We start from the raw sequence: 11,904 nt of genomic DNA, 5'->3' as shown, positions 1-11,904 counted from the left end.
TTCCGAAAAATCAAACTAATGAATTGACCTAAAAATTAACTCGTGTTAATTTATTAATACGAGTTAATTTTTTAAGAACAAGGAGTAGAGTATGAACGAGAAAATTCCACTACGAGAAATCAAAAAAGCCCGAACAAAAATCAAGCTATTTCACACGGCATTAGACATCATCGGAGAGAAATCCTTTCGAGAAGTATACGTAGAAGAATTATGCGACCAAGTAGAAATTTCGAAGGTAACATTTTTTAAAATGTTCTCTCGAAAAGAAGACATTCTTATTTATTTTATGAGGTTATGGTTAACAGATCGTATGTTGGAACTACAAGAAACAAACAAAAAAGGAATGGCTGCACTTCGCCATATTTTTGAAGCAGTTTCAAAGTATGCAAAAGAAAAACCTGGACTGATGCTGAGCTTAATTGCTTTCCTCGCTGAAGAAAAAATGCATCCTTGTCTGCCTCATTTAACCGATGCAGAAATTCACCTATTATATCCCGAAAAAGAAGAACAAGTACGAAAGCTCATTCCAAATTTGAATGAAGTATTTGCAAACTGCGTAGAAGAAGGAAAAGCCGCAGGTGAAATTACGCTTAAGATGGACACTTCACAGATTGCAAAACTATTACACTCTATTTTTTACGGCGCCTATTTAACATCTCATGTCTTTCAAACCCAACATGTAATGGACATGTACGACCTTCATTTACGTATATTAAATCCAAAATAAAAGAGGGATGAATGATGAAACCTGTAATGCATGGACGTTATACCGCGCAGATGGCCGATTCCTTTGTAGTATTTGTAATTGGTATGCGCATTAATAAACTGTTTGCTGTTTCGAAGTGGTTACCAATAGCCCGAGCAATGGGTGGAATGCTGAAAGAGTTATATGAAAATAAAGAACTAGGTTTTCTCGGTACAGAGTCTTTCTTCAACGGCCGCACCATCTTACAAATTCAATATTGGAAGTCCTTTGAAGCCCTTGAACATTATGCACGTCATGCCTCCTTACATGTAGAGGCATGGAAAAGTTTCAATCTAAAAGCCTCAAAAACGAAAACAGTTGGTATTTTTCATGAAACATATGTGATTGAGAAAGGCCAATATGAAAGTGTATATGTAAACATGCCGCGTTTTGGATTAGCTAAGGCAGGGGAATTGGTTCCTGTAAATAAGAAAAACGAAACGGCTCGAGCACGTATGAAATAATAATAAAAGCGACTATCAGCCGATAGTCGCTTTACAGTCTTTCTTATGATAAAGCGGGTGCTTTTTCAAGAAGCTCTTTTGCATCTGCATATTGTAAATCATGCGCTTCTGCAACTGCTTCAAATGTTACGTAGCCATCTAATGTATTAATACCTTTTAATAAGGCAGTGTTATCTAAGCAAGCTTTTTTATAACCTTTGTTTGCGATTTGTACTGCGTATGGTACTGTTACGTTTGTTAACGCAATTGTTGATGTACGTGGAACCGCACCTGGCATATTTGCAACTGCGTAATGAACAACGCCATGTTTTTCGTAAGTTGGGTTGTCATGTGTTGTAATGCGGTCAGTTGTTTCAAAAATACCACCTTGGTCAATTGCGATGTCAACTACAACAGAACCTGGTTCCATAGATTGAATCATTTCTTCTGTTACAAGTTTTGGCGCTTTTGCACCTGGAATTAATACGGCACCGATCACAAGGTCAGATTCTTTTACAGCTTCTGCAATGTTATATGGGTTAGACATTAATGTTGTTACTTGGTTGCCGAAGATATCATCTAATTGACGAAGACGATCTGGGCTTAAGTCAATGATTGTTACATCCGCGCCTAGACCAACAGCAATTTTCGCTGCGTTCGTACCAGCTTGACCACCGCCGATAATTGTTACTTTGCCGCGTTTTACTCCCGGAACGCCAGCAAGTAAAATACCTTTACCGCCTTTATTTTTTTCAAGGAACTGCGCACCAATTTGCGCAGACATGCGGCCTGCTACTTCGCTCATAGGTGCAAGTAATGGTAAAGAATGGTTGTCTAATTGAACTGTTTCATAAGCGATACCAACTACTTTGTTGTCAATTAATGCTTTTGTTAATTCTGGTTCTGGAGCTAAGTGTAAGTATGTGAATAAAATTAAACCTTCGCGGAAATAGCCGTATTCACTTGGAATTGGCTCTTTTACTTTCATAACCATCTCTTGATTCCAAGCTTCTTGTGCTGTTTCTACAATTGTTGCGCCTGCTTCAACATACGCTTCATTTGTAAATCCAGATCCTAAACCAGCACCTTTTTGAACAAAAACTTCATGACCATTGTGAACTAAATGAACAACACCCGCTGGCGTCATTGCTACACGATTTTCGTTGTTTTTAATTTCTGTTGGTACACCGATACGCATTGGAAATTCCCCCTTGAAATGATAAAGTGAAACTTTAATCAATGGGGGGGTTCTTCATCCCCCATTGATTATTAGTTGAACCAATCGGGCTTTTACGGGCAGTTTATCTCCCACCTAACTTCTTTGCCTTTGCTGAATTTTGAAGTGGGAGTATTACTTACTGCCCGTTAAAGCGAGATAAAAATTACCCCTGACTAATTTTATAGCATCTATACTCTTAGAAAACGCTTTCTATACCTTTATATTTTATCATACATCTTCATTTTTTGACAAAAAGAATACAAGTTGTCCGATAAAATTTGTCTAATTTTGACGATAGCGATGAATGACATCAACTGCTCCTGTTACTTCTATAACGGTCCCCGTAATCATATCTGAATCTTCCTCACATAAAAAAGAAATTGTACGAGCGATATCTTCCCCTGTACCAGAACGCCCAATCGGTGTACGAGAATCAGGTAGTGTACGTGCCGTCGCAATTGTCGCTTCTTTCATATCACCAATAATATCACCGGGACATATCATATTTGATGTAATTCCATATTCAGCTTCTTCATAAGCAATTGTTTTCGTGAGCGAAACTAGTCCGACTTTTGCAGCTGCAAAAGCAGAGCGATATACCCATCCCGGCGCACTATCTGCTCCTTGAAATCCATAATTCACAATACGACCAAATTTTTGCTGGCGCATAATCGGAATAACAAGCTTTAGCAAGTGAAATACGGCCGTTAAATTACCATGAATCATTTCATTCCATTCATCATCTTTATATTCAACTAACTTTTTACGCTCGAATACGTAAGGACCTGCATTATTAATAAGAAAGTCAATACGGCCAAAACGTTCCATCGCTTTTGTTACTACTGTATGTAAATCTTCTTGTTTCGTTACATCCGCTTGCACAAATTGCATGCGATGCGCAAGATTTTTATATTGCTGCTTTAATGTTTCCATCGCTTGTACATCGCTGCGATATGTCACTGTTACCGAGTATCCTTTATGTAATAAACTCTCTGTTACTTTCTTCCCTAAACCTTTTGTACCGGCTGTAATGAGCGCATGTCTCACAAACATAAGCCTCCTTTTTTCTTGCTATACTTCATATGTAACAACTTCTTTATACAATTACAACTAATATGTTTGAAACAGAGTTTTCGAAATTCTGTAACGTTTCTGTCAAACACTTTTCCATAATTTACTTTATAATAAAGATGTAAAGAGTTATAACGCTTATAAATCGGGGAGGAATCGTTCATGAATACTACATATACAAATATTTTAATCGCAGTTGATGGTTCTAAGGAAGCTGAAAAAGCATTTAAAAAAGCAATTCAAGTTGCAAAACGTAACGATGCTACATTAACAATCGCTCATATCGTTGACGTCAAGGCTTATTCTGCAGTAGAAGCATATAGCCGTGCAATCGCAGAGCGCGCAAATTTATTTGCTGAAGATTTGTTAGAAGACTACAAAAAGGTTGCACTAGATGCAGGACTTACAAAAGTAGAAACTGTATTAGAATTCGGTAATCCAAAATCAAAAATCTCAAAAGATATTGCACCAAAAAACAAAGTTGATTTAATTATTTGCGGTGCAACTGGTTTAAATGCAGTAGAACGTTTCTTAATCGGTAGCGTTTCTGAACATATTATTCGCTATGCGAAATGCGATGTCCTTGTTGTTCGCGGCGAAGAAGAACAAGGCGAAATTTAATAACTATAATAAATCAGCACCAAGCCTCTATGTAATGGCTTGGTGTTTTTTTCATTCATTTGAAATAAATTTGTCTTCTGCGGTTATGATAAGAAAAAAAGAATGGGGGAAATAACATGGAAAGTTCTGAGCGTATTATCCTTGACCTAAATGGCCAAGAAATCGACATGGTAGAAACAATTTGTGCTCACTTTAAAGAAAAACACGGTGTAGAATTAAGTCATGGCGCCCTTTTTCGCGACTTAATGGACATCGAATATATTCGCATTACAGAAGGAAAACACAAATACGACTGAAAAATATAGACGCTAGGTTGCTTAGAATATACAAGCAACCTTTTCCTTTATGCATACACTATATATATGTCCAAGCATAAAGGTGTGATTATTTTTGAATAACGAAAAGGAACAAAACAGCGAAACTTCAGTCAAAAGCAAACGCACTACTCCCTTTATAAACTTATGTATCTTTACTCTTCCCGGCTGTAATGTAACAGAAAAACAAATTAAGCAGCAAGTTGAGTTAGCAACAAAAATATGGAATATACAATTTGTTATTACTAACATCACAACGCTGAAAGATTTTTCAGTTCGAACGAATGATACTTCATTTCGAAAAAAACAAAGTAAAAACATAAAGCACTTATTTAATGAAAGAAAATACCTCTTTCCAAACCCAAGCAGCATTTCAATCTTTTATACAAACGCAAGACACCTCTCAAGTAATACAACAGGACGATCATTCCCTTCCCTTATGACACAAAGCCGGTTTAATCATATTATTCTCACAAAATCTGCATTAGAAAATACACTTGCGCATGAACTCGGACATATTTTATTCTACGCTCATCGAAAACTACAAGGAAAAAATCCTGATACAAACTCTTATCGAACACATAGTCTAGATTCTAAAAATATTATGTTTGGAACTGCCACAACCCGTAAACGGCAAACAACATCTCTGCAAAGAATGAAAGCATTAGAAAGTACATTAATTAAATATATGTAACAATCATAAAAACCCCCGTGAAATATTATATGTTCACGGGGGGTTCTACTCGCTCTTTCGCTTTTTGAAGTGCTTGCCCAATTTGTTCGAATCCTGTACCACCTGCACTATTTCTTCTTTTTACTGCAGCATACGGCGAAAGGACTTCGTATAAATCCTCCTCAAATAATGGACTCATCTCTTGATAAGTTGTTAACGGTAGATCAAGTAAATATACACCTTTATTAATGCAAAGAAGGACAAGCTTTCCTACAATTTCATGCGCCTGACGAAATGGTAATCCTTTACTCGCTAAATAATCTGCGATTTCGGTCGCATTTGAAAAGTCTTGCGTAACAGCTTTCGCCATATTATCTTTTTTCACTGTCATCGTCTCAAGCATACCGGCCATTACATGTAAACAGCCTTTTACTGTACGGACTGTATCAAACATGCCTTCTTTATCTTCTTGCAAATCTTTATTGTAAGCAAGAGGCAATCCTTTCATAACTGTTAATAAACTAAACAAGTTGCCGTATACCCTTCCTGTTTTCCCGCGAATGAGCTCTGCCATATCCGGATTTTTCTTTTGCGGCATAATGCTACTGCCTGTTGCATAACGATCGCTCATTTCAATAAACTGAAATTCCTGGCTGCTCCATAAAATCAATTCTTCACAAAAACGCGATAAATGCATCATTAATATAGAAGCATTACTTAAAAATTCAAGAATGAAATCACGGTCGCTTACTGCGTCTAAACTATTCTCATATATTCCATCAAATCCGAGCAGCTGTGCACTATATTCACGATCAATCGGGAATGTTGTCCCAGCAAGTGCCCCGGCTCCGAGCGGAGAAATATTAATACGCCCTAGTGAATCTGTAAAACGATTCGCATCACGTTCTAACATCCAAAAATACGCAAGAAGATGATGCGCAAAAGAAATTGGCTGTGCACGCTGTAAATGCGTATATCCTGGCATAATTGTTTCAATATGTTTTTCTGCTTGCACTGTAAGTACAGTCTGCACTTGCTTCACTGCCTCGATAATAAGCTGCACTTCATTTCGCAAATACAAATGCATGTCGGTTGCTACTTGATCATTACGGCTTCTTCCTGTATGCAGCTTACCGCCAACTTCACCAATATGCTGAATTAACATTTTTTCAATGTTCAAATGAATATCTTCTGCTTCAACAGAAAACGCAAGTTCCTGCTTCTTCGCCTTTTCCAGTAAATGCTGAAGGCCATTTTTAATTTTTTCTCCTTCTTCCGTTGTCACGATGCCGCATTTCACAAGCATCGTCACATGCGCGATACTTCCTTCTATATCTTCTATTGCTAATTGCTGGTCAAAGGAGATGGAAGCTCCAAACTCCTCGACCCACTGTTCAGCCTGCTCTGTAAAGCGACCGCCCCAAAGTTTACTCATGCCTCCACCTTCTTTTGACTCACTTGACTATATACTTTTGTTGGTAAACCAAATAATGAAATAAATCCAATTGCTGCATCGTGATTAAATTCATCTTCTACTGTATATGTTGCTAATTTTTCATCGTATAGAGAATAATCCGATTTACGTCCTTCTACAATTGCATGTCCTTTAAATAGTTTGACACGTACTGTACCTGTCACATGTTTTTGCGTTTCTTGTAAAAAGGCAGCAAGGGCATCTTTTAAAGGCGAGAACCATAAACCGTTATAAATGAGCTCTGTTAATTTTTGTTCAATCATCGGTTTGAAGTGCGCTACTTCTTTTACAAGCGTTAAATCTTCTAATTCTTTATGTGCAGTAAGTAACGTCATTGCTGCTGGGCATTCATACACTTCACGTGACTTAATACCGACAAGACGATTTTCTACGTGATCAATGCGGCCAACCCCATGCTTACCAGCAAGAGAATTTAACGTTTTAATTAACTCCGCCAAAGAATACGATACACCATCTAATGTCGTTGGCACTCCTGCTTCAAACCCAATTTCTACAAACTCAGGTGTGTTTGGTGTATTCTCCAGTGCTGCCGTCATTTCATATGCTTCTTCTGGCGGCGCTGCCCATGGGTCTTCTAAAATCCCGCATTCATTGCTTCGTCCCCATAAGTTTTGATCAATGGAGAACGGGCTGTCTAAGTTAATCGGAATTGGCACATCGTTTTCTTTTGCATACGCAATTTCCTCTTCACGTGACCATTTCCATTCACGCACTGGTGCAATTACTTCTAAATACGGATTTAACGCTTGAATCGAAACTTCAAAACGCACTTGGTCGTTTCCTTTTCCAGTACATCCATGCGCAACTGCACTTGCTCCTTCCGTCTTCGCGATTTCTACCAACTTCTTCGCAATTAACGGACGAGACAATGCAGATACAAGTGGATATTTCCCTTCGTATAACGTATGAGCTTGCAGTGCTTTCAATGCATATTCATTCGCAAACTCTTCTTGCACGTCAATCATATATGATTTAATCGCTCCAACAGATAATGCTTTTTCTTTCACAAATTCTAAATCTTTTCCTTCCCCTAAATCTAAACAAAGTGCAATCACATCGTATCCTTTTTCTTGTAACCACTTAATCGCAACGGAAGTATCAAGGCCTCCGGAATATGCTAATACCACTTTCTTGTTCTCCATTTTACATCCCCCCGAAAAGAATATTTATTCATTTTTATTAATATTAATTCATAATTTATCATCTTTTTAAAAATGGCGCAAGGGATATTTGCAAATATTTTTTAAACAATTCCATCGAAGTTCATTCCCTTTTTCGATACAATAGAAACAGAAAATGGAGGGAAGATGCATGAAACAATATTTCACATATAATAAGCATCTAGGCATTGAAACACCTGATTTACAAGAAGAATGGGAAGAGATTCCTACCGCTGTGCAGCATGCTATTTTATTAAAGTGGGAACAAATTCGCGGAAAAATACCTGACCGAATTCAAGAGCTTGAACAGATCATTAATACGAAACAACATAAATTAAATAACGAAGAAAATTTTGAGCTTTCCTGTAAATTGAATACAGAAATTGCTGATCTCGCCTCCATCATTAACGACCTTTGGCTTTGGTATCGCCTCACGCAAAATGTTTCTGAAGGGAAGGCGCATCAATAATACTTATTGGGAGTTTACACACTTTATTCTGAAATACAATTTCTTTCATAGGAGATTTTAATATACTTTGGAATGTAAGGTCTGCCAGTAAAAGTAGAAGGATCTATGGAGGCAAAGAATGATTTCCTGTTTTCATACACGTTCTTCATAATTGCTTAATTCGTTTCTGCTGGCAGATTTATATAATCTTATTACTTCATTGTTTTTAAATTTTTAACACTTCTCTAGACACATTTCCCACCAATCAAACTATTACGGACTTCTTTTTTCTACTACATTCTCCGCAAACGCTTTCAAAGATAGTTAAATAAAAAAAGAAAGCTTCTTCAAATACGATGCACTTAAATAAAAAAGTGTATGAAATATTATAATGATGTTGTTTCCAGCTAAGGTGAATGTATATTGTCATTCGTATTTTTCTTTACAGAAATAGAATGCATACTTTCTTGGTAAGTAGCTCTTTCCATCAAACGATAGACTAAATCATCTAATTCTTGGCTGCATACAACTACCTTTTCATGATTAAATCCGTACATTCTTACAAGAATAGTTAGTTCCTCTCTTTTTTTCTCTATGCTTGCTTGTATACCTATTATTTTCATACGAATCTCTCCAGTCATCCCTTATATGACTCGAATTATAGGAAATATTCATTTTAAAATGAATATTATGTAATTAATTAAAGTAAATTTCTATATAAATTCACTTTAAAAAACGACATAAAACCATCTTTTTTTAAGTTGGCGAGAGCATCTGACCATGCATAGAAACGGTCAGGGCCTTTTTCTGCCACATGCGAAGTTTAAACAAAGGGAGAAAGCGAGTGGAAGCTCCTTTTTTTCTGCATAGCAGCAATCTATATGTCGAAAAATCAAAATGGATTTAAATTGTTACAGTGCACAAAATTTCATTTTTCATCACAAAAAACTTCGACAGCAAATATTAGTTTATTACACCTTATCCTCTCATATTTACGAAGTATGTAGGTTTTTCTTTGCCCATTTGCAGTTTCCAACAACATACATTTTTCAAAAGTATGATATAATAGTATAAAATCTTTTACAGAAAGGATTTAGATATCATGATCGCTCGAAGGAGCATGTGGCATCGAAAAGACGAATCTTACACGTAGCGTATTTTTTTGCCTAGATACTTTGTCTAGCGAAAAAAATACGAAAGTGGGGAAATTATGATTGCCCGAAGGATAATTTGGCAGCGAAAAGACTCTTCTTATACGTAGCGTTTTGTTTAGGTTGTTTGACACTTACTAAACAAAACCTAGAAGAGAATAGGATTGCTAAATAAAAAATCCTACTCTAAGTTTTGTTTAGTCTAATTTAGGCCTAAACTAAAACGAAAGTAGGGAGAATTGATGGACGAGAGGATTATTCGTTATTTCTTCAGTGATATATAGCGGAGTTAGACGTACGTAAACTAACTGCTGCTATATAGGCGTAGTTAATTTATGAACAGTAGAAAACTACTAACTACGGAGAGAAGGAATAACGATGGAGAACATCCAAAGTCGACAAATTATTAAAGAAATTTTTATGGTTTTACTTGGTTCATTTATTTTAGCTACCGTGCTATATCACATTCATTTTCAAAACCACTTAACTGAAGGTGGCTTTGTCGGAATGGCGCTGTTTCTACAAAACTTTTTTGATATTTCACCGTCCATTTCAACGGTTTTAATGGATATTCCAGTCATTTTACTATGCGCTACATTTTTAGGTAAAAAAATGGTCGGCTATTCATTTATCGGTTCAATTTCATTCGGAGTGTTTTATTCTTTAATGGAAAATTATTCTCCGTTTACGGTTGATTTATCTAATTATTTATTTGTAGCTGCAGTAATAGGCGGAGCTTTAGCTGGGGTTGGACTTGGTTTTATTTTACGATTCGGCGGTGCAACAGGCGGAGATGAAATTTTAACAATTGTATTGAGTAAAAAAACACGCTTTACAGTTGGGCAAATTTTCTTCGCTTTTGACGTAATTGTCATTGCACTTTCACTATACTATTTAACATGGACTCAGATTGCCTTTACGATTCTTTCCTTTGCTGTTCAGGCAAAAGTACTAGATTTAATTTATTATCCAGCAAAGGAAAAGAAAACAGTGGCAATTCCGTTACCAAAACAACATGCAACAAATTAGAAGCGAAAGGCAGCTGCCTTTCGCTTTTTATTTTTGGCGTAAATAACGCATTTGATAAAATCGATTCGCAAATTCTGTCACGCTCCGCGTTAACCGGTAATTCGCCGCCGATCCAACCGCAATTCCAAGAACTGGCACACCTTGAAACAACTTACGGCGCAGTGAATAAATAATGAACGTTTTCAAAATTTGTTTTAGCAGTACTTGGACAGACGCTGGATTTAATACTTCCTCTTCTCCCTCATAAAAGAATGGAGCTGATTCTTCTTGCTTTAACTCTTGCTGTAAATTGTACCAAGCATACTGCTGCAAATGCGCTGGCAATATAGCCGCATGAAACACTTTTAACGCTAACATCATTTCATACGGTTTATTCACATCATGGCCAAATGATGTGGCGATAAGCTGCACAGCTTTCACATTTAAAGCAATCAATACAGGAAAATCTGCACTTAATAATAAAAAGCCGCCAATGCCTGTTACTCCTCCTTGCACGAAAGAATATAAACGATGACGAGCTGTTTGTTGTTCTGCTATGTATGTTAATTGATAAATGGAGAGTTCTCTCATTTCTTCAATATGTTCAATGGAATCATTAAACACACGTGCCGCTCCTAAAATGCGCCCACGTGCATCAAGCTGAGACTGCGAGCTTTGCATGAACGCATGTAAATGAAAGAGCCATCCATCTGCTTTTGAAAAAAATTCATTTCGTTTCTTCTCTGACAACTTCGAAAATGTACGATTTAACCATTTATCAAACATTTGCTGAAAATCCGTTGATTCGTGTTGCACCAGTTGCTGCTCCCAGCTTTTTAGCTCATGTAAAATTCGTTCCTCGCCCTTTGACAGCATACAAACATCCCCTTGAATTATTTTTCTACATTGTAATATATTTGCTGCGAGAGGCCGTACGCCCTGTTTTTTTCTGAAAAATATGTTATTTTTAAATAAGTCGTAATGAAAAGGGAGGCATGTTATGTATCCGCGTGCAAAAGCATTAGGCATTATTAAACACAATGATTGCATCCTCGTTGAAGAATACAATGGAGAACATGAAACTGGTGAGGGATATTATTATCGACCACTTGGAGGAACAATTGAACTTGGGGAATACGGGGCGCAAACTGTTATCCGAGAATTTGAAGAAGAACTTGGCGTCACTGTAAAAATTGATACATACTTAGGCTGTCTAGAAAACATCTTTCAAACAGGCAATACAATTGGTCATGAACTAGTCCAATTATATTCTGCCCACTTTTCAAACAAAGAACTTTATAAACAGAATCGATTCACAATAACAGAAGGAGATAACATCTCTTATGGTGTATGGGTCCCGACTGAAACATTTTTACAAGGTGAAAAAACATTATACCCAAACGGATTAACCGAACTACTTTCAAAAAAATAACAGAAAAAAGACGGGAATCATCCCGTCTTTTTCAGGCTGTGGAGAAAGCCTTCTCCACAGCCTGTTTTTGTGTCTGAACATCTTTTTATCTGTCAACACTGATAAAAAAGATGCAAAGGAGCGA

Annotated in this window: 14 protein-coding genes; 8 read left to right on the top strand and 6 right to left on the bottom strand. The window is 36.8% G+C overall.

Annotation, left to right across the window (positions count from 1 at the left end; translation table 11 throughout):
• Nucleotides 1-91: 91 nt before the first annotated feature.
• Together Q9306_RS01765 and Q9306_RS01760 are read left to right on the top strand one after the other, a co-directional pair.
• A complete protein-coding gene (locus Q9306_RS01765) occupies nt 92-727 on the top strand; it encodes a TetR/AcrR family transcriptional regulator (protein ID WP_306194674.1) in 636 nt (211 codons plus the stop codon).
• A gap of 14 nt (nt 728-741) precedes the next feature.
• Entirely contained in the window at nt 742-1,209 is a 468-nt protein-coding gene (locus Q9306_RS01760) for a DUF4188 domain-containing protein (protein WP_306194672.1), read from the top strand.
• 43 nt (nt 1,210-1,252) lie between these two features.
• Here the strand turns inward: Q9306_RS01760 and ald are convergent, their stop codons facing one another.
• Nucleotides 1,253-2,386: an alanine dehydrogenase gene (gene ald, locus Q9306_RS01755; RefSeq protein WP_306194670.1), complete on the bottom strand. Its 1,134-nt coding sequence runs from the start codon at nt 2,384-2,386 to the stop codon at nt 1,253-1,255.
• Nucleotides 2,387-2,689: 303 nt separating this feature from the next.
• Nucleotides 2,690-3,454: an SDR family oxidoreductase gene (locus Q9306_RS01750; RefSeq protein WP_371932291.1), complete on the bottom strand. Its 765-nt coding sequence runs from the start codon at nt 3,452-3,454 to the stop codon at nt 2,690-2,692.
• 186 nt (nt 3,455-3,640) lie between these two features.
• On the opposite strand from Q9306_RS01750, the gene Q9306_RS01745 reads away from it, so the two are divergent.
• From Q9306_RS01745 to Q9306_RS01735, 3 genes are all read left to right on the top strand, one after another.
• Nucleotides 3,641-4,099 carry a universal stress protein gene (locus Q9306_RS01745; RefSeq protein ID WP_020060158.1) on the top strand — a complete coding sequence of 153 codons (459 nt, stop codon included), beginning with the start codon at nt 3,641-3,643 and terminating at the stop codon, nt 4,097-4,099.
• Between the two features lie 116 nt (nt 4,100-4,215).
• Complete coding sequence (locus tag Q9306_RS01740; protein ID WP_098914351.1) at nt 4,216-4,395, top strand: ProA domain protein; 180 nt, start codon at nt 4,216-4,218, stop codon at nt 4,393-4,395.
• Between the two features lie 94 nt (nt 4,396-4,489).
• Nucleotides 4,490-5,107: a M48 family metalloprotease gene (locus Q9306_RS01735; RefSeq protein ID WP_306194665.1), complete on the top strand. Its 618-nt coding sequence runs from the start codon at nt 4,490-4,492 to the stop codon at nt 5,105-5,107.
• 25 nt (nt 5,108-5,132) lie between these two features.
• Here the strand turns inward: Q9306_RS01735 and argH are convergent, their stop codons facing one another.
• Both argH and Q9306_RS01725 read right to left on the bottom strand, forming a co-directional pair.
• A complete protein-coding gene (argH, locus tag Q9306_RS01730; protein WP_306194662.1) occupies nt 5,133-6,521 on the bottom strand; it encodes an argininosuccinate lyase in 1,389 nt (462 codons plus the stop codon).
• Complete coding sequence (locus Q9306_RS01725) at nt 6,518-7,723, bottom strand: argininosuccinate synthase (RefSeq protein ID WP_306194660.1); 1,206 nt, start codon at nt 7,721-7,723, stop codon at nt 6,518-6,520. Before Q9306_RS01725 ends, argH begins: the two co-directional genes overlap by 4 nt.
• Before the next feature lie 169 nt (nt 7,724-7,892).
• Between Q9306_RS01725 and Q9306_RS01720 the strand changes: the two genes are divergently transcribed.
• On the top strand, nt 7,893-8,210 hold the full coding sequence (locus Q9306_RS01720) for a radical SAM protein (RefSeq protein WP_306194658.1): 318 nt from the start codon (nt 7,893-7,895) through the stop codon (nt 8,208-8,210).
• Between the two features lie 386 nt (nt 8,211-8,596).
• On the opposite strand, the gene Q9306_RS01715 is transcribed toward Q9306_RS01720, so the two are convergent.
• On the bottom strand, nt 8,597-8,812 hold the full coding sequence (locus Q9306_RS01715) for an aspartyl-phosphate phosphatase Spo0E family protein (RefSeq protein WP_306194657.1): 216 nt from the start codon (nt 8,810-8,812) through the stop codon (nt 8,597-8,599).
• 906 nt (nt 8,813-9,718) lie between these two features.
• On the opposite strand from Q9306_RS01715, the gene Q9306_RS01710 reads away from it, so the two are divergent.
• On the top strand, nt 9,719-10,369 hold the full coding sequence (locus Q9306_RS01710; RefSeq protein WP_306194654.1) for a YitT family protein: 651 nt from the start codon (nt 9,719-9,721) through the stop codon (nt 10,367-10,369).
• Nucleotides 10,370-10,396: 27 nt separating this feature from the next.
• On the opposite strand, the gene Q9306_RS01705 is transcribed toward Q9306_RS01710, so the two are convergent.
• Nucleotides 10,397-11,224, bottom strand: a complete 828-nt coding sequence (locus Q9306_RS01705; protein WP_306194652.1) for an EcsC family protein — start codon at nt 11,222-11,224, stop codon at nt 10,397-10,399.
• Between the two features lie 124 nt (nt 11,225-11,348).
• Between Q9306_RS01705 and Q9306_RS01700 the strand changes: the two genes are divergently transcribed.
• Complete coding sequence (locus Q9306_RS01700) at nt 11,349-11,780, top strand: NUDIX hydrolase (RefSeq protein ID WP_306194650.1); 432 nt, start codon at nt 11,349-11,351, stop codon at nt 11,778-11,780.
• Nucleotides 11,781-11,904 lie beyond the last annotated feature (124 nt).

Source organism: Bacillus multifaciens (genome assembly GCF_030756675.1).
GTDB classification, from domain to species: Bacteria; Bacillota; Bacilli; order Bacillales; family Bacillaceae_G; genus Bacillus_A; species Bacillus_A multifaciens.
This window is presented reverse-complemented; position numbering and strand designations above follow the sequence as displayed.